The sequence below is a fragment of the Microbacterium sp. 71-36 genome (assembly GCF_001898305.1).
Lineage (GTDB): Bacteria > Actinomycetota > Actinomycetes > Actinomycetales > Microbacteriaceae > Microbacterium.
Genome location: NZ_MKTP01000001.1, coordinates 282,656 through 299,859 on the forward strand (window position 1 = coordinate 282,656; position 17,204 = coordinate 299,859).

16 protein-coding genes and 2 tRNA genes are annotated in these 17,204 nt (G+C 71.0%); 4 read left to right on the plus strand and 14 right to left on the minus strand.

The window, feature by feature from the left end; genetic code table 11:
• Positions 1 to 73: 73 nt before the first annotated feature.
• Both BGO45_RS01335 and BGO45_RS01340 read right to left on the minus strand, forming a co-directional pair.
• Positions 74 to 940, minus strand: coding sequence for a zinc-ribbon domain-containing protein (locus tag BGO45_RS01335; RefSeq protein WP_292690201.1), 867 nt, complete (start codon positions 938 to 940; stop codon positions 74 to 76).
• A 61-nt stretch (positions 941 to 1,001) separates the two neighbouring features.
• The gene (locus BGO45_RS01340) at positions 1,002 to 1,829 is read right to left on the minus strand and encodes a LuxR C-terminal-related transcriptional regulator (RefSeq protein WP_292690203.1); all 828 of its coding nucleotides are present in this window, start codon (positions 1,827 to 1,829) and stop codon (positions 1,002 to 1,004) included.
• A gap of 108 nt (positions 1,830 to 1,937) precedes the next feature.
• On the opposite strand from BGO45_RS01340, the gene hxlB reads away from it, so the two are divergent.
• Together hxlB and hxlA are read left to right on the plus strand one after the other, a co-directional pair.
• Entirely contained in the window at positions 1,938 to 2,510 is a 573-nt protein-coding gene (gene hxlB / locus BGO45_RS01345; protein WP_292690205.1) for a 6-phospho-3-hexuloisomerase, read from the plus strand.
• 40 nt (positions 2,511 to 2,550) lie between these two features.
• Complete coding sequence (gene hxlA, locus BGO45_RS01350) at positions 2,551 to 3,180, plus strand: 3-hexulose-6-phosphate synthase (RefSeq protein WP_292690207.1); 630 nt, start codon at positions 2,551 to 2,553, stop codon at positions 3,178 to 3,180.
• A 64-nt stretch (positions 3,181 to 3,244) separates the two neighbouring features.
• Here hxlA and BGO45_RS01355 read toward each other — a convergent pair whose 3' ends face one another.
• From BGO45_RS01355 to BGO45_RS01365, 3 genes are read right to left on the minus strand one after another with little or no spacing between them, the layout of a single operon-like run.
• Positions 3,245 to 3,427 (minus strand): zf-TFIIB domain-containing protein, encoded by a 183-nt coding sequence (locus tag BGO45_RS01355; protein ID WP_292690209.1) that lies wholly within the window; start codon positions 3,425 to 3,427, stop codon positions 3,245 to 3,247.
• On the minus strand, positions 3,424 to 4,755 hold the full coding sequence (locus BGO45_RS01360) for a glutathionylspermidine synthase family protein (RefSeq protein ID WP_292690211.1): 1,332 nt from the start codon (positions 4,753 to 4,755) through the stop codon (positions 3,424 to 3,426). The genes BGO45_RS01355 and BGO45_RS01360 overlap by 4 nt, the downstream gene beginning before the upstream one ends.
• Positions 4,756 to 4,757: 2 nt before the next feature.
• Complete coding sequence (locus tag BGO45_RS01365) at positions 4,758 to 5,219, minus strand: hypothetical protein (protein ID WP_292690213.1); 462 nt, start codon at positions 5,217 to 5,219, stop codon at positions 4,758 to 4,760.
• 607 nt (positions 5,220 to 5,826) lie between these two features.
• On the opposite strand from BGO45_RS01365, the gene BGO45_RS01370 reads away from it, so the two are divergent.
• Positions 5,827 to 6,210, plus strand: a complete 384-nt coding sequence (locus BGO45_RS01370; RefSeq protein WP_292690215.1) for a hypothetical protein — start codon at positions 5,827 to 5,829, stop codon at positions 6,208 to 6,210.
• 252 nt (positions 6,211 to 6,462) lie between these two features.
• On the opposite strand, the gene BGO45_RS01375 is transcribed toward BGO45_RS01370, so the two are convergent.
• Positions 6,463 to 6,539: transfer RNA gene (locus tag BGO45_RS01375), tRNA-Ile, on the minus strand.
• 175 nt (positions 6,540 to 6,714) lie between these two features.
• Positions 6,715 to 7,677: a DMT family transporter gene (locus BGO45_RS01380; protein WP_292690217.1), complete on the minus strand. Its 963-nt coding sequence runs from the start codon at positions 7,675 to 7,677 to the stop codon at positions 6,715 to 6,717.
• Between the two features lie 41 nt (positions 7,678 to 7,718).
• On the opposite strand from BGO45_RS01380, the gene def reads away from it, so the two are divergent.
• Positions 7,719 to 8,285: a peptide deformylase gene (def, locus tag BGO45_RS01385; protein WP_292690219.1), complete on the plus strand. Its 567-nt coding sequence runs from the start codon at positions 7,719 to 7,721 to the stop codon at positions 8,283 to 8,285.
• Between the two features lie 6 nt (positions 8,286 to 8,291).
• Here the strand turns inward: def and BGO45_RS01390 are convergent, their stop codons facing one another.
• From BGO45_RS01390 to dusB, 7 genes are all read right to left on the minus strand, one after another.
• The gene (locus BGO45_RS01390) at positions 8,292 to 10,670 is read right to left on the minus strand and encodes an acyltransferase family protein (RefSeq protein WP_292690221.1); all 2,379 of its coding nucleotides are present in this window, start codon (positions 10,668 to 10,670) and stop codon (positions 8,292 to 8,294) included.
• A gap of 126 nt (positions 10,671 to 10,796) precedes the next feature.
• Entirely contained in the window at positions 10,797 to 11,729 is a 933-nt protein-coding gene (glsA, locus tag BGO45_RS01395) for a glutaminase A (RefSeq protein WP_292690222.1), read from the minus strand.
• Positions 11,730 to 11,860: 131 nt separating this feature from the next.
• Positions 11,861 to 11,933, minus strand: a tRNA-Asn gene (locus tag BGO45_RS01400).
• A 62-nt stretch (positions 11,934 to 11,995) separates the two neighbouring features.
• A complete protein-coding gene (locus BGO45_RS01405; RefSeq protein ID WP_292690224.1) occupies positions 11,996 to 12,769 on the minus strand; it encodes an ATP-binding cassette domain-containing protein in 774 nt (257 codons plus the stop codon).
• A gap of 45 nt (positions 12,770 to 12,814) precedes the next feature.
• Entirely contained in the window at positions 12,815 to 14,665 is a 1,851-nt protein-coding gene (gene dnaG, locus BGO45_RS01410; RefSeq protein ID WP_292690226.1) for a DNA primase, read from the minus strand.
• Positions 14,665 to 15,999 carry a deoxyguanosinetriphosphate triphosphohydrolase gene (locus BGO45_RS01415; protein ID WP_292690228.1) on the minus strand — a complete coding sequence of 445 codons (1,335 nt, stop codon included), beginning with the start codon at positions 15,997 to 15,999 and terminating at the stop codon, positions 14,665 to 14,667. Before BGO45_RS01415 ends, dnaG begins: the two co-directional genes overlap by 1 nt.
• Entirely contained in the window at positions 15,989 to 17,155 is a 1,167-nt protein-coding gene (gene dusB, locus BGO45_RS01420) for a tRNA dihydrouridine synthase DusB (protein WP_292690230.1), read from the minus strand. Before dusB ends, BGO45_RS01415 begins: the two co-directional genes overlap by 11 nt.
• Positions 17,156 to 17,204 lie beyond the last annotated feature (49 nt).

Sequence of the window (17,204 nt, forward strand, 5' to 3'; positions counted from 1 at the left end):
TCGTGGTGGGTGCGGGGAGCGTTTCGTGCACCGGGGCGGACATCCCGCGCCCCGGTGCACGGAAGCGCCCCGGTCATCGCACGTACGCGTCGACCAGCAGCGGACCCCGGATGCCGCGGAGCGTCTCGACCAGGCGGTCGAGCGCCGCACGGTTCCAGGACGGAAGCTGCAGATCGTGCGGCCCGAGGGGCTCGAGCTTTCCGGTCCGCAGGCGGACGACCTCCCACCCCACGCTGCGGAGTGCGCGATCCTTCCGCCGGTCGGCGTGCTCGCGGCGACCGACGTGCTCGAGCCCGTGGCGGCCGATCGAGTCGTACTCGATCGCGATGCGCAGCTCGGGGAGCACGAGGTCGGGCCACACTTCGAGGTGCTGGAAGAACGGTCGGGCGACGCGGACGGCGTTCAGTCCTTCGGTGAGCGCCAGCCTCGCGAACAGGTCGGCGCGCAGGCGGTCCTCCACCGCGGACGCCGGTCGCGGCGCGCACACCGACACGAACCCCTCGCCGGGCGTGAGGTCGGGCGTCTTCTCGCACAGCGGCGGGGTCTTCTGGGGCTTGCGCGCGCGCAGCACGCCGGGCCGGGGTGGCGACGGCGCATCGACGGACTCGCGCATCGGCAGCGCCACGACGCGGGCCGGGGCGGCGAGCTCACTGCACTCCGGACACCAGGAGCTGCGTCGCCGTTCGCGCCCGGGGCGCAGTCGCTGCTCCGTCGGAGTCGCGGCGAATCGGTGGCCGGAGTCGCACTGCCACAGCAGCAGCACGTCCGCGGCGGGCGGGACCTGGCTCAGGGCGATGCCTGCGTTGAGGTCGGGGTGGTACTGCCGGATCAGCGCGGGGAACGCCGCCCACGCCTCACGGTAGGCCCCGACCGCGTAGGGCACGTCGGCGCCCTTCGACCACTGCCGCCGGGACCACCACGCTTCGACTCGCTCCGCCACGCGACGACGCTAGCGACGACCTCCGACATGGCACCGCCGTCTTCGGTCGGACGCGTCCGCCTCACCCGCGCGCGCCCGCTGCAGCGAGCTCCGCGCGCGTGCGGGCGCCGAGTTTCCGCAGCAGATTCGCGACGTGATACTTCACGGTGTTCGCGCTGATTCCCAGGCCTTCCGCGATCTCGCGGTTGCCGATCCCGGTCACCACGAGCCGGAGCACGTCCTGCTCGCGCTCGGTCAGTTCCGAGTCCGTCGGGGCCTCGAGCGCCCGCGGCGACGGGTCGAGGGGCAGCGAGATGTCCAGGGTCGTTCCCCACCCCGCGGTGGAGTTGACCGCGAGCACGCCCTCGAGCGCCACCACGCGCTCCGCGATGGGCCGCAGGGCGTCGTCGTGCGCGTCGAGCGTGCCTGCGCCGTCATCCCGGAGCTGCATGAGGAGGTTGCGTCCGTCGCAGTCCCACTGGATGCGCACCCGCCGGGCCCCGCCGTCGTCGACGAGGGCGAGGACGGCGGTGCGGACGATGGCCCGCGCGCTGTGCGCGACGTCCCCGGGGAGCGCGCGGCCGGTCGTGGGAGGCTCGACGAACTGCACGTCGAGATCGCCGAAACGCACGAGGGGCCGCAGATCCGCCCGCAGCCGGGAGAACGCACCCGTCACCGGTTCGAGGAGCGTGCTGCGCTGACGGTCCGTCGCGGTGCGCAGCTCGATGAGTGCCGCGGACGCGATCTCGACCGCTTCCGCGCGGGCTGCGGCATCCGAGAGTCGGGTGGATCGGAGCGCGGCGAGGATCGATTCGAGCGTCAGCGCGTGACGGTCGGCCTGCTCCGCCACGGTGCGCGCGTGCTCGGATGCCGCCGAGCGGCTCGCGGGAGTCTGCGCCTCGGTCGCCATCCCTCGAACCTACCCGTCCCACCCGATCGGATGGCCCCACCCGATCGGGTGGGAGTGCTGCCTGGCCGGGCAGCGGCGCGGACGCTCGGTGCCACGCACGATCGACGCATGCCTCACCTCTCCGTCGCGGACGCCCTCGACACGATCGCCCGCGAGCTCGACAACGTCCTCGACGCGTTGCGCCGGACGGACGGTGCCCCGTGGGAGCGGGCCGTCGCACTGCTGACGGAGGCGGACCGCGTCTTCGTCCACGGCGCCGGGCGGTCGGGGCTCGCGCTGCGCTCGACCGCCATGCGACTCATGCACCTCGGGCTGACCGTCCACGTCGTCGGCGAGGTCACGACCCCGGCGATCGCCCGCGGCGACGTCCTGCTCGTCGCGAGCGGCTCGGGCACCACCGGCGGGATCGTGCAGGCGTCCCGCGCCGCCGCGGACGTCGGCGCGCGCGTGCTGGCGCTCTCGACCACCGACGACTCTCCCCTGTCCGAGATCGCCGACACCACCCTGGTGATCCCGGCGGCGACGAAGACCGATCGATCGGGCACGGCGTCCGCGCAGTACGCGGGCAGCCTGTTCGAGCAGTCCGTCGGCCTCGTCGGCGACGCGCTATTCCACACCATGTGGCAGCGCAGCGGTCAGTCGGCCGACGACCTGTGGCCCCGCCACGCCAATCTCGAATGATCCCCGCCGGATTCCCGGCATCCACCCGAAAGGACACCTCATGCAACTCCAGTTCGCGATCGACACCCTCACCACCGAGCACGCGCTCGACCTCGCCGGCAAGGCCGCGCCCTACGTCGACGTCCTCGAACTCGGCACCCCGCTCATCAAGAGCGCCGGGCTCTCGGCCATCACCGCGATCAAAGAAGCCCACCCGGACAAGATCGTCTTCGCCGACCTCAAGACGATGGATGCCGGTGAGCTCGAGGCCGACATGGCGTTCCGGGCCGGTGCCGACCTGGTGACGGTTCTGGGCGTCGCCGGCGACAGCACGATCGCCGGGGCCGTCAAGGCGGCCAAGGCGCACGGCAAGGGCATCGTGGTCGACCTCATCGGCGTCCCCGACAAGGCCGCCCGTGCCCAGGAGGTCACCGCCCTCGGCGCCGAGTTCGTCGAGATGCACGCGGGCCTCGACGAGCAGGCGGAGGACGGCTTCACGTTCGAGACCCTGCTGCGCGACGGCGAGGCCTCCGGCGTCGCCTTCTCGGTCGCCGGCGGCATCGACGTCCGCACCATCGGCGCCGTGCAGGATTCCGGCGCTCGCGTCGCCGTCGCCGGCAGCGCGATCTACAGCGCCGACGATGTGGCCTCGGCGGCGGCCGAGCTGCGTGCCGCCATCGCGACGGCCTGAACCGCATCCCGGAGCGACGGGGTCGCGCTCTCCCGAGGGAGCGCGGCCCCGTCGTCCGTCCGTTTCACCCGTCCCAGCGGTCGTCGTCCTGTCCGCTGGATCGCGACCACGCCAGCCGGAAGCCGCATTCCCGGCACTCGTCGGCATCCAGACCCTCGTCCAGCAGCGGGTGCATCGTGATGCCGCACGAGGGGCAGATCGGCTGTGCGCTGTCGTTGTCGTCGTCGTACGGGAAGAGGAAGGTCATCGCGGGCCGCCGACGACGGTGTGCGGGAGGAAGTTCGCGAAATTGTCGGTGATCGGCCCCCGGCTCTCGCGCACGGCCATGCCGGACGGTTCGCCGTCGATCATCCATACGCCGACAACGGTGCTCACGTCGACGCCCTCCTCTCGTCGCCGGAACCGCGGCGGTTCCGCGAGTTCCTGCACGATGAAACCTTCGGCGCCGTATCCCTGTTCCTCACCGCGGATCTGCACGCCGGTCGGGTGGCTCAGGGTGATGTCGGCGCCCTCGCGAGCCAGGATCGGCTTTCGCGCGTATCCGGTGCGGTTCACCGAGAACGGCTCGTCGCCGTCGAACCAGGCGGGGAGAAGGTACTTCCGACCCTCCTCGGACTTCCCGAACAGGTGCCAGAGGACGGGGAGGATCGCCTTGTTGCTCCACAGCATCTTGTAGGGCGGCTCGATCCAGATCGTCCCGCCGGCGTACGGGTTCCGGTCGAGACCGGAGTGGAGCAGGTCGGCGAAGATCGCGTCGGCGTTCTGCTCGCGCGCGAGGTGCTCCCACGGGTAGAGCTTGAAGATCACGTCGATGTGCTCTCCCCCCTGCCCGGCGTAGAAGCGGCCGTCGTCCCCGAGCCAGAGGTTCTCGATGTAGATCGTCTCCACGCGGTAGCCGGCGAGCCGGCAGGTGTCGCGGAGAACGAGCGTGTTCATCTCGTCCTCGTGCGAGGAGTCGACCTCGCTGCACGCGAAGTACACCGCGGGTTCGTGGCCGATCTTCGCCGAGATCAACGCCAGGTTCCGCCTCCATGCGGCGATGAGGTCCTCGTACATGTCGGTCCACTGCGAGACCGTCCGGCCGCCCGGCTCGAGCGCGAACCGCGGCCGGTTGTCTTCGAACCAGTCCCACTGCACGAGCGACTCCACCAGCGAGGTGGGCGTGTCGGCGTTGAACTCGTACAGCTTCGGGGTGCGCAGGCTCGGATCGGGGTGGGTGACACCTCCGAAGCGGAAGTCGTAACGTCCGAAGATGGATCCGCACGCCGGCTCCTCGTTCCAACTGTCGACGACGGCGCGCATCGCGACCGTCGGGATCTGGAACCTCTGGAGATGCCACGCCCCCTGTGGCGACAACAGCCAGTCCCCGGCATCCTGCAGCATCCGGAAGATGCTCATGGATGCCTCTTCCAAGGCGCCGACGTCGTCGGCGGTCATCTCGTAGTACGCGTCATCCCGCCAGTAGCGGTAGAGCTCGGGATGATCGGACTGCGGGTCCTCGTGCGTGTAGACGAGACCCGCCTCGTGCACTCGCGTGAGGTAGTCGGGTCGGGCCGGGATCAGACGACGCTGCATGCTCAGCCGCCCGTGCCGTGGGCGCCGTCGCCGTCGCCGCCGAAGCCGCCGGGCTTGCCGCCCGATCCCCCGGTCCCGCTGCCGAATCCGGCCGGTTTGCCCGTGGATGCCGAGATCCCGTTCGACACGCGCCCGCTCGATGCGAGCCCCGCTGCCGCGCGGGCCGCCCCGTCGCTCGCGGCGAATCGGGACGTCGACATCGCCGGATCGAGACGCGAACCGACCGGGAGACCGCCCGAGTACCGGCCGATCAGGAACCACGCCAGGGCCGAGCCGCCGCCGCCGTGCCCCGTGCTCGTGTCGTCGCAGAGCGACTCGTCGACGATCGTGTTCTGTTCGTCGACGCAGTACACCGTGTCGGACGGCGTGCTCTCGAACTGATCGTCGGCGCAGCCGGCCAGGACGAGCGCCGCCATCGTGGCGACGGCCGGCAGGGCGATGCGTCGCGTCCGGGGTGGGGCCATGTCCACGATCCTGCCAGCCGGCGGACGCCGCCGTCGGCCCGTTGCCTCAGCCATTCCGTGAGAGCAGGCGGGCAGATCGCTCCGCCGTCGCCTCGAACCGGTGCCGATCCTCGGTCATCGTGCCGCGTCTTCTCCTCGGCCGGTAGGCGATGCGCGGGAAGCCACCTCACAGTCCAGTGGTCATGAGCAGCCTCGCTGCTCGCGCGCCACGGCCCGAGGGGTGTATCCCGCCCGTCGAGGGGTGAGTACTCGCCACACCATCATCATCGTGTGCCGGCGATCGGCTTCCCCCGATCGCCCCGGAGCCGAGCGCGATAGCCGTGCAGGCCCGATATTTCAAGGCGGTGCCGTTGCAACCGCCATCCAGTCGGGCGAATCAATCGCAGGTCACGCGTTGATTCCTTCCTCCCTGAGAAACACCGCAAAATGCCGTACTTCCCATTTCGCAGCACGTGCACGATCATGGCCGACGACCGAGACGAGGATGAAGCGGGAGGGCGAGATGAACACATACCGAAGGCTGACCATTGTCGGAGCCGTGCCGCTGGTGATGGCAGTGGCGGCGTGCTCACCACAAGCGCCGCGCCCCGCTCCGACATCCCCCACCGTGACCTCGACGACCCCCGCCGCCGGCACAACGGACGAAGAACGCTTCGCCGGCCAAGGCGAGAAGGTCGTGACGCAGTATCCCCGTGCGGTGCCGGCTGGCAACTTCTTCGGGGACGAGGACGAGACCGTCACGCTCCCGGCCACCGATCTCAGCGCCCCCGTCGAAGTCGTGGTTCTTCTGACCTGTACGGGCACAGAGACCTACTCGGTGTTGGTAGAACAAGCGCACCCGAACACCGTCGGCGCCGCCTGCGGCACGGCGGGCACATCGATCGCCGCGGTACCGCTCGATGACCCCTCGCTGCCGACGACCCTGCAGATCGACGTCCCGGAGGGAAGCCATTATTGGCTCACCGCCTACTACACGCGAAAGGACGGGTGAGAAATGATGGAGGTAGGTCAGCACTGACGACGGGCTCGACGCCGCCACGCACCCCGAATCCCGCGATGCGAAGAAAGCCGTGGGGACAGATGCGGTCGTGATCGAACAGGACGCCTCATGTCGGGAGGACCGCTCATGATCTCGGGATCAGCGAGTCGTGTCCACGCACCTGGATGAACCGCGACGCGATCGATTCCGGCCGTAAAGCCGGTGTCACCACCGATGCGCACGAGGAACTCCTCGACACGAGTTTGGTAGGGCGGGTGGGACTTGAACCCACGATCGTCGGGTTATGAGCCCGCTGCCTTGACCAGCTTGGCCACCGCCCCTCGCGGTTCTCGAGCCTACCGGCATCCGCCGTGCTTCCTCGAAGCCCCCACTTCACGCGATCTGGTCGACTGCACGCGTCGTAGCGCGCAACCACGCGTGGTCTCGACCACATCACGTGAAGTGGACGCGTTGTACCTCGCGGACGGGAGGGGCTCGGGCGGCGCACCGTCGCCGTCAGTGCACGCGGGGCTTCTTCGGCTTGCCGTCGGCCGTCACCTGCGGGTGGTGGCGGGTGAGCTGGATGACGCCCCACGTGGCGATCGCGCCGGCGATGACGAAGCCGATCAGTGCCCAGGCGGGAGCCGTCGAGGCCTCGCCGAGCACGGAGAGCCCGATCAGCACGGCGACGATCGGGTCGATCACCGTGAGGCCCGCGATCACGAGGTCGGGCGGGCCCACCGAGTAGGCGGTCTGCACGAAGTACGCCCCCACGCCGACCGCCGCGAGCAGCGCCACGACGCACAGCAGCGTCAGCCACTCGAAGTTCCCGGCCTGGATGCGGCTGATGATGACCTTCGCGAGCGTCGCGACGAAACCGTAGATGACGCCCGCGGCCATGATGTAGAACAGCGCCTGCGCGCGGCGTCGCACGAGGAACCAGAACACCCCGAACACGACGACCACGACGGCCAGGATGCCGAGGATGATCAGCAACTCGCGCGAGGTGACGACGTGCTCGGTCGCGAAGAACGCCGCGATAGTGACGAAGATGAAGATGCCGCCCACGCATGCGGCGATCGCGATGAGGGACTGCCGCGTCGGCTTGTGATGCGTGACCCGCGCGTTCAGGACCGTGGTGATGACCAGGGCGATCGCCCCGAGCGGCTGCACGAGGATCAGCGGAGCGACCGACAGGGCGGCGAGCTGACAGACGATCGCGAGCCCGAGCATCACGGTGCCGGCGACCCACGACGGGCGGGTCAGGAGCGACGTGACCTGCGATCGGGAGAGTCCGCCGGTCGTCTTGCCCGACAGGCGCTCGACCTTCTGCACGCCGCGATGCTGGTACTGCGCGCCGAACGACATGAACACCGCGCCCAGCAGCGCCAGCGGGATACCGAGCAGAATGCGGGGATCGCGGAAGACGCCGACGAGCTGATCGATACCGTCGGTGAGGGAGACATCGAGCGGAATCACCCTCCGACGATAGCCGCCGCATCGCCGCATAGGCTGGTGACGTGGCCGTTCTCCCTATCCGCATCATGGGCGATCCCGTCCTGCACGCCCCCGCTGCCCGCGTCGACGAGATCACCGACGAGATCCGCACGCTGGTCGCCGACATGTTCGAGACGATGGATGCCGCCCCCGGCGTCGGTCTCGCCGCCCCCCAGGTCGGCGTGGGCCTGCGGATCTTCACGTACACGTACGAAGACGACGAGGGTCGACCGTGGCGCGGGGTGGTCATCAACCCCGAGCTGTGGATCCGCCCGCTCGAGCCGGGCTACCCCGATCCGGACGAAGAGTCCGAGGGATGCCTCTCGTTCCCCGGCGAGCGGTTCCCGCTCCGTCGTTCCGAGGCGGCGCTGCTGACGGGCGTCGATCTCGAGGGCGAGCCCGTGCGCATCGAGGTGTCCGGCTGGCGTGCTCGCATCCTGCAGCACGAGTTCGACCACCTCGACGGCGTGCTCTACGTCGATCGCCTCGACGAGGAGGACAGCCGGATCGTCGCGAAGATCGCCAAGAAGCGCAAGTGGGGAAAGCCGGGCGCGTCCTGGATGCCGGGCGTCGACGACATCGACGCCTGAGGCGAATCAGTACAGTCCGCGCGACTGGAGTTCCTGCTGCAGGATCGGCGCCAGCCGCTCGGCGTACGCCGGGGTCAGGTGGGTCTGGTCGTACCGCACGGGGGTCTCTCCCGCGAAGGCGGGGCACACGTTCTGCCAGCAGGTGAAGGGCAGGGCGCTGATCGCGGTGTTGCCCGTGGCCGCGGCCTCCGCCTCGGTTGCGGACTCCATCTGCGTCCACACGTCGTCCACGGCGGCGAGGCACGCCGACGGTCCGGTCACCGGTGAGTAGCAGCGGTCGAGATCGGCACCGTGCGGCGGCGGGGAGAGGAAGATCGTGCGTCCGGACGGTGCCCACGTACCGACCTCCGCGAACGTCGAGGTCGCCAGCTGGGCGGGGTCGAGCGACGCGCCGCCGACCGCCGTGCCGAGCGTGAAGGCATTCGAGACGATCAGGAGGTCGGCCGGCTGCGCGGCGATCATCGCCCGCACCTGCGCCTTTCGCGTCTCGCACCCGGCGTTGACCGCGGGGTCGCGGCTCTCGATCATGACGTCGGTGAAGCGGCATCCGTACATTCCGACGGTCGTCGCGCGCCACGCTCCCCCGCTCTGCTCCGCGAGCTTCGCGATCGCCGGTGCGTACGCCATCGCGCTGGAGTCGCCGACGAGATACAGATGACGGGATGCCGAGGCGTCGCCGAACGTGCAGCGGGCGGGGTCGGGAACCGCGTCGGGGGTGAAGCAGTCGTGCGCGCGGTTGTCGGACGACGACGCGCGGATGACCTCGTCGAGCCCCGGATGAAGGTCGGGCCACGCATCCGCGCTGACGGCCGCGGCGAGCTGGGCCTGCAGGGTCGGCAGGGCCTCGGCGACCTCCGCGGGGTCGGCGGCGGGGGCGGCCACGAGTCCGGGAAGCTGGACGACCGGGGCGCCGTAGCTGACGAAGACCGCGAGGACCGTCGCCCCCGCGCCGATCGTCAGCACGGCTGCGGCGAGGCCCATACGAGCGGAGAAGCGCTCACGCCACGCGGCCCAGGTGAGCGGCGGTTGCGCGGCGGCGGCGGGGTCGGATCGCGGTACCGGTCCGGGCGCGGCGGGTGGTACCGGAGCCGTCGGCGGTACCTCCGCGATCGGCGGTTGCTCCGCGAGCCGCGCGTCCGCTGCGCGCAGCGCCTCCGGTTCCGCGACCCGAGGCCGCGAACCGGGGTAGTAGCGCTGCCCCGGCACCCATCCCGCGGGGCGGGAGGCCGACGCCGCAGGTCGCACGACAGGCGTCGGCACGACCGCGGCCGGCTCGGGCGCGCCCGGCGGTACCTCCGCCGTCGCGGGGCGCCGGACGAGCCACGGAGAGCGGTGGAGCGGCTGCTCGACACCGAGGTACGTCGCGACCGTGAGCACCGCGGTGATCAGGAGAACGATCGGCATCCAGGAGGGCCCCGCCGGCAGGAGGACCTCGGCGAACACGATCACCGGAAGGTGCCAGAGGTACAGCGAGTACGAGACGTCGCCGACGGCGACGCTCACCGGGTTCGTCAGGGGGAAGAGGTGACGGTGGCGCGGGTCGCCCCCGATGCCGCCGGCGATGACGAGTGCCGCCCCGGCCACGGGCGCGGCCGCCCCGGGGGCGGGGAACGGGGACGCCGGCTCGATGACGACGAAGGATGCGGCGACGATCGCCAGGCCGGCCCAGGCGAGGACGCCTCGGAGCGGTGCGGGCATCCGGCGGAGGACGGGCGCGAGGGCCGCGAGCACGGCACCGACGCCGAGCTCCCCCGCTCGGGCGAACGTCGAGAAGTACGCTCCTGTCGGATCGCTCGCGGTGAGCTGCACCGCGGCGACCGCGGAGGCCGCGACGAGGACGGCGGCGGTCAGGCCGGCCGCCCGGTGCGCCGCGGGGCCCCGCCGGACGGCCGCGGGGAGGAACGCTACGACCGCGAGGAGAAGCAGCGGCCAGGCCAGCGAGAACTGCTCTTCGATCGACAGCGACCAGAAGTGCTGCAGCGGCGAGACGTCTGTGGAGGAGAAGTAGTCGCGCCCCTCCAGCCCGAAGCGCCAGTTCGACACCAGGCCGAGGGCGGAGAGCGCGTCGCCCAGGGTCTGCTCGGCGCGGGCGCGATGGAAGACGACGAAGCCGAGCCCCACAACCGTGCCGAGCACCAGGAGCGCGGAGGGGAGCAGACGCCGGATGCGGCGCGCGAAGAACGCCCGGAGGTCGATCGTGCCCGAGGCTGCGAGATCGCGGAGCAGGATGGCCGTGACGAGGAATCCCGAGATCACGAAGAACACGTCGACGCCGGCGAATCCGCCCGACGGCCAGCCGGTGAGGTGGCTCGCCACGACGCCGAGGACGGCCACCGCGCGCAGCCCCTGGAGGTCGAGACGCGTGCGGGTCGGGGCGGTGGGCATCGGGCGGCGGCATCCTCTCGGGCCGCCGGATGCGGCCGGAGCGAGCTTACTGGAACCGCTCCCACGGCGCGGTTCGTCGCGTCGTGGGAGCGGAGCCGCCAGACCCCTCGATGGTCGGCACCGCGCTCAGCGCAGGGTGAAGCTGTGCAGGTCCAGGTCGTCGGAGAGGGCTTGCGCGGCGACCCGACCCCGCACGCTCGTACCCTGCTCGTCGAGCGGCGGGCTCACGACGGCGGCTCCCAGGCGGCCCGGCGCGGACAGCACGATGGCGCCGGAGACGCTCGACTTCGCCGGAACACCCACCGCTCGCATCCAGCGCCCGGAGCCGTCGTACACCCCGCAGGTCGCCATGACCGAAACGACGTCGCGGGCCACGGTCGCGGGCACGACGCGCTGCCCGGTCCGCGGGTTGACGCCGCCGAGCGCGAGCGTCGCGCCCATGAGAGCCAGGGTCTCGGCATCCACGAGTGTCGCGCACGCCCGCGCATACACCTGGACCGCGTCGTCCGCGCTCACCGTCAGGGTGCCCTCGGCGCGCATCAGGTGTGCGAGGGCGTGGTTGCGGTCGCCGAGCAGGTGCTCGTTGTGGGCGACGTCCTCGTCGACCTCGAGTTCGCGGGCCGCGAAGGCGGCGAGGCCCCGCGCGATGCGACCGGCACGTGAAGCGGGGTCGTCGCCCGAGACGAGCGAGGCCGTCAGCAGCGCACCGGCGTTGACCATGGGGTTCGGCGGGCGCCCCGTGCCGCTCTCGAGCTTGACCGCGTCGAAGGCCTCTCCGGTGGGCTCGATCCCCACACGATCGAGCGCTCCCCCGTCGGTGTCGAGCAGCGCCAGCGCGAACAGGAAGGGCTTCACCGCGGACTGGAGGGTGAAGGACACGCGCCCCTGCGCGCTCGACCGCAGCTCGCCGTCGGGCAGGGCGATCGCGATCGCGTGCAGTTCAGGATCGGCGTCCGCGAGCTGCGGAATGCTGTCGTCGATCTTCCCGCCCCGCTCGGGGAGGCCGCGGGTGCGAAGCGCGTCGAGGTCGTAGGAACGCGGATCGGAGTGGGATGCCATGGCCCCAGCCTGTCAGGCGGAGATGTCGTCGGGGCCGCTCGTCGTCGAGGAAGACCCGGGCAAAAGGTAAGGCCCGGGGTGGAAGCCCGGGCCTAGGTGAGAGGCGCGTTTAGATGGACGCGGATCTCTCGCTCCCCGGCTTGGACTCGAACCAAGAACCTATCGGTTAACAGCCGATTGCTCTGCCAATTGAGCTACCGAGGATCATGCCCGCCTGGCGGTGGGCAACCAGACGATACTAACAGCACCCCGGCGCAGCGGAAAAATCAGCCGGCCGAAATCCGTCGGTCGGGCGCGCCGTCCGGGGTCCACTGGAGCCCCTCGGCACCGTGCCCGTAGGCCACGACGTGGCCGCCGCGCAGCACGAGCACGTCGGCATCCAGGTCACGAGGGGCATCGGCGTCGTTCGTCACCACGAGCGAGGCCATCCCGCGCTCGTCACGTCGACGTGTGATCGCCGTGCGTGCGGCGCGACGGACCTCGACGTCGAGGTTCGCGTACAGGTCGTCGGCGACGAACAGCCGCGGCTCCAGAACGAGGGCACGCGCGAGCGCGACCCGCTGGCGCATTCCGGCGCTCAGCTCGTACGGATACTTCGGCGCCGTCCCCAGCGGCAGCTCCATCTCGTCGAGCAGCGTCGCCACGCGCACCGCCAGGGCACGCGTGTTCACCCGGCGGTCGCGCGCCGTGATCGGTTCCGAGATGACCTCGTGCACCGTCAGCCGCGCGGGCAGGTTCGCCCCCGCGCCCTGGGGCAGATACCCGGTGTGGAACGTCCATTCGCGCACAGCGCGTCCCGGATGCCGCGCCGAGATGCCGTGGATGCGCGCGTCTCCCCCGACGACGCTGAGACCCTCGCCCGGGCGCCCGGCCAGCAGCGACACGAGAGACGTCTTTCCGGATCCGGTGGGCCCCATCACCACCAGACTCCGCGCCGCCGGCAGTGTGAACGCGACCCCGTCGATGACGCGCACGCCGTGGCGGGCGAGCGAGAGGTCGTCGGCTCGGATGGCGACGGCGGTGTCCAGGGTCCGGGGCATGTGGACATCCTCCCTGACGGATCGTGCCGACGCCACCGCGACGCGTCAGGAAGCCGTCAACCGCTGACGATCGGCATCCAGTTCGCGCAGCCGCAGCCGCAGCCGCCGGCCCTCCTCGGAGTCGGCGGGGACGCGCTGGATACCGCGCAGCAGTTCGTCTTTCTCCCGTTGCAGCTCACGGACGAGGAGGCCGCGCGCGAGGTCGTTCGCCGAGGCCACGGCACCTTCTTCGTTCCGCGCCGGGAACTCCGCCGTGAGCAGTTCGGCCGCGAGGGTGCGGAAGGGTTCGCGCACCGCTTCGACGGCGGCCACGGCCCAGCCGGGCTGGGACAGATCCGTGGATGCCAGTGTGCTTCGCACCGCCTCGAGGGCGGGGTGGCCGAACGGCGTCTGGAGGGCGCGGAGGAACAGGTCGGGTTCGATCCGGTGCCCGTACTGCAGGAACGCCATCATCGCACCGCGCTCGAGAGCGACGTCGCGGGTGTTCGGAAGCTGCGCCATCGTCACCGACACCGCGACCGGCGCCGGAGCCTCCGTCGCTCCCCCGCGCGTCGTCTCTCGTCTCTCGGCCCGGTCGGCGCCGCGTGCGGCACGCTCGACGGCGCTCTGCACCTCGGGGATGTCGAGTCCGAGGCGTCGGGCGAGGACACGCACGTAGCCGGGCCGCAGCGCGGGGTCGCGGATGTCCGCCACGATCGGTGCCGCGGCCCGCAGCGCACCCGCGCGCCCTTCGACGCTGGAGAGGTCGTAGTCCTTGAGACGCTGGTCGATGACGAACTCGAACATCGGTGCCTTGGTGTCCATGAGCGCGCGTACCGCGCCGTCGCCGCGCTGCAGGCGCAGGTCGCACGGATCGAGGCCCTCGGGTGCGACGGCGACGTAGGTCTGCGCGGCGAACCGCTTCTCGTCGGCGAAGGCGCGCAGCGCCGCCTTCTGGCCGGCGGCATCCGGGTCGAAGGTGAACACGACCTCGCCGGAGGCGTTGTCGTCGCCCATCACGCGCCGGAGGACCGTGATGTGGTCGCTGCCGAAGGCGGTGCCGCACGACGCGATCGCGGTGGTGATCCCCGCGAGGTGGCAGGCCATGACGTCGGTGTACCCCTCGACCACGACGACCCGGTGCTCGCGCGAGATGTCGCGCTTGGCCAGGTCGAGCCCGTACAGCACCTGCGCCTTCTTGTAGATCGGCGTCTCGGGCGTGTTGAGGTACTTGGGTCCCTGGTCGTCGTCGTACAGCTTGCGGGCGCCGAACCCGATGACCTGCCCGGTGACGTCGCGGATCGGCCAGACGACCCGACCGCGGAACCGGTCGTAGACCCCGCGCTGCCCCTGGGAGACCAGGCCCGCCTGCACGAGCTCGTCGCGCGAGAACTTCTGCCCGAGCAGGTGGTCCATGAGCGAGGACCACCCCTTCGGCGCGTAGCCGACGCCGAAGTGCGCGGCCGCCCCCGCGTCGAACCCGCGATCGCCGAGGAACCGGCGGGCGGTGTCGGCCTCGGGCGACATCAGCTGTGCCCGGAAATACTCCGCGGCCGCGGCGTTGGCCGCGTACAGACGCGAACGCCCCGTCGTCTCGGGGGCGGCTCCGCCGTCTTCGTAGTGGAGCGTGTAGCCGACCCGAGCGGCCATGCGCTCGACGGCCTCGGTGAACGAGACATGGTCCATCGCGCGCAGGAACGAGTACACGTCGCCCGACTCGCCGCACCCGAAGCAGTGGTAGTACCCGACCTGCGGGCGCACGTGGAAGCTGGGGCTGCGCTCGTCATGGAAGGGGCACAGGCCCTTCATCGACCCGACGCCGGCGGGCTTCAGCGCGACGCGCTCACCGACGACGTCGGCGATGTTGACCCGCGCCTTGACCTCGTCGATATCGGCCTGCCGGATACGCCCCGCCATCAGGCATCCGCTCCCCGCGGCGGTCGGGCGCCCGGTGCCCAGACACCGAGCTCGGCGGCATCCACCTCGCCCACGAGCCGGCCGTGCCAGGCGATCGCGAGCTGATCGGTGAGGCTCGCCACCTGGTCGACGACGACGCGGCGCCGCGCGGTGTCGTCCGGAGCGCTCTCGAAGTCGGGCAGGTGCAGTGTGTCGAGCGACCCCGGGTTCTCCCACAGGGCGGATGCCAGACGCTTGAGCACGCGTCGCTGCTCGCGGTACAGCGCCTTGCGGCCGTCGATCGAGACGACCGTGGCGCCGATGATGCCCTTGAGGACCGCCATCTCGGCCTCGACGACGCGCGGGACGACGACGTGCGCGCGGTAGCGCGTGAGATCGCTCGCCGGGTAGGCGTCACGGGTGGCCGTGGTGGCCGCCCGCGCGAAGCGACCGATCAGATCGGAGGTGAGGTTCTTCAACCGCGCGAGGGCCGGGCGCGAGCCGTCGAAGGATCCGATCCACTCGGGCAGGCGCATCAGGCGGTACAGCGCGTCGGCCAGTTCGTCGCGCGAGAAGTCGTACCCCACCCAGGTCTGGATCGCCGTGAGAAGGGACTCGTGGCCGGCCGGGGACGCCAGGGCGGCGGGGTCGATGTAGCGGTTGACGACGGCGTCCTCGAAGTCGTGCACCGAGTAGGCGATGTCGTCGGAGAGGTCCATGACCTCGGCCTCGATGCAGCGCACCCGGCCGGGGGCGCCGTCGCGCATCCAGTGGAACACCGGCTCGTCGTCGGGGTAGACCCCGAACTTCAGCCGCCCTCCCGGGTCAGGAAGGGGGGCATCGGCCGTCCACGGGTATTTGCACGTGGCATCCAGGCTCGCCCGGGTGAGGTTCAGACCGAACGAGTGACCCTCGGGGCCGATCACCTTCGGCTCGAGACGCGTCAGGATGCGCAGCGTCTGCGCGTTGCCTTCGAAGCCCCCGATGTCCTCCGCCCACTCGTTCAGCGCACGCTCACCGTTGTGGCCGAACGGAGGGTGACCGAGGTCGTGGCTCAGACACGCGGTGTCGACGACGTCGGGTGAGAGCTCGAGTGCGGTCGCCAGTTCGCGGCCCACCTGCGCGACCTCGAGCGAGTGCGTCAGGCGATTGCGCGCGAAGTCCGCGGGGCTCGCGGGACTCAGCACCTGGGTCTTCGCCGCGAGACGGCGGAGTGCCGCCGAGTGCAGCACGCGGGCGCGGTCGCGGGCGAAATCGTCGCGCTGCGAGCGGTGCTGCTCTTCGTGGAACCGGGCGGCGTCGACGTCGCCGTACCCCGACGGGCGTGCGACGCTCACCGCCGCCTCACCCGCCACTGTGGTGCAGTTCCGCGTCGGCGAGGGCGCGCCCGGCGTCATCGCCGATCTCGCGCGAGTCGAGCCAGCCGTCGGGCAGAGCGGGACGCTTGGGAGTACCGGCGCGACCGCGCTGGCCCTCGGCCGCCTCGCCGGGATACGGGGCCTCGAGATCCATCGTCGCCAGCAGTTCGTCGATCTCTTCCAGGGTCGACGCGGTCGCGAGGCTGGCACGCAGCTCACCGCCGACCGGGTAGCCCTTGAAGTACCAGGCGACGTGCTTGCGGATGTCACGGCATCCGCGCCCCTCGTCTTCGAAGAACTCGACCAGCAGCTCCGCGTGACGCCGGAACGCCTGCGCCACGAACCCGAGGGTCGCGTCGACGGGCTCGCCGGCGGCGGCGCCCGGGCGGCCGAGCGCGCGGGCGAGATCGCCGAACAGCCAGGGGCGCCCGAGGCAGCCGCGACCGACGACGACGCCGTCGCAGCCGGTCTCGTCCATCATCCGGACGGCGTCGGCGGCCGACCAGATGTCGCCGTTGCCGAGCACCGGGACGCTCGTCACCGTCTCTTTGAGCTTCGTGATCGCGCTCCAGTCGGCGTGCCCTGAGTAGAACTCGGATGCCGTGCGCGCGTGCAGCGCGATGGACGCGACGCCCGCGCCCTCGGCGATGCGGCCCGCCTCGAGATACGTGAGGTGGTCGGTGTCGATGCCTTTGCGCATCTTGATCGTGAGGGGAAGGTCGCCGGCCGCTCGCACGGCCCGCTCGACGATCTCGCGGAAGAGGGTGGTCTTCCAGGGAAGAGCCGCGCCGCCGCCGCGTCGCGTGACCTTCGGCACGGGGCACCCGAAGTTCAAATCGATGTGATCGGCGTGGTCTTCCTCGACGATCAGGCGCACCGCCGCTTCGACGGTCGCGGGATCGACGCCGTACAGCTGGATCGAGCGCGGCGTCTCGGACTCGTGGTGCCGGATGAGACGCATCGTGGTGTCGTTGCGCTCGACGAGCGCGCGCGTCGTGATCATCTCGCTGACGTACAGCCCGGCGCCGTACTCGCGGCACAGTCGCCGGAACGCCGTGTTGGTGATTCCGGCCATGGGCGCGAGCACGACCGGGGCGTCGAGTTCGAGGGGGCCGATGCGGAGCGTCCGCGCCGGGGCCAATGCCGTGGTCATCGTTCCATTCTCCCAGACCCCGCACCCCCGCGGTGCCGCGGAGGGCGCG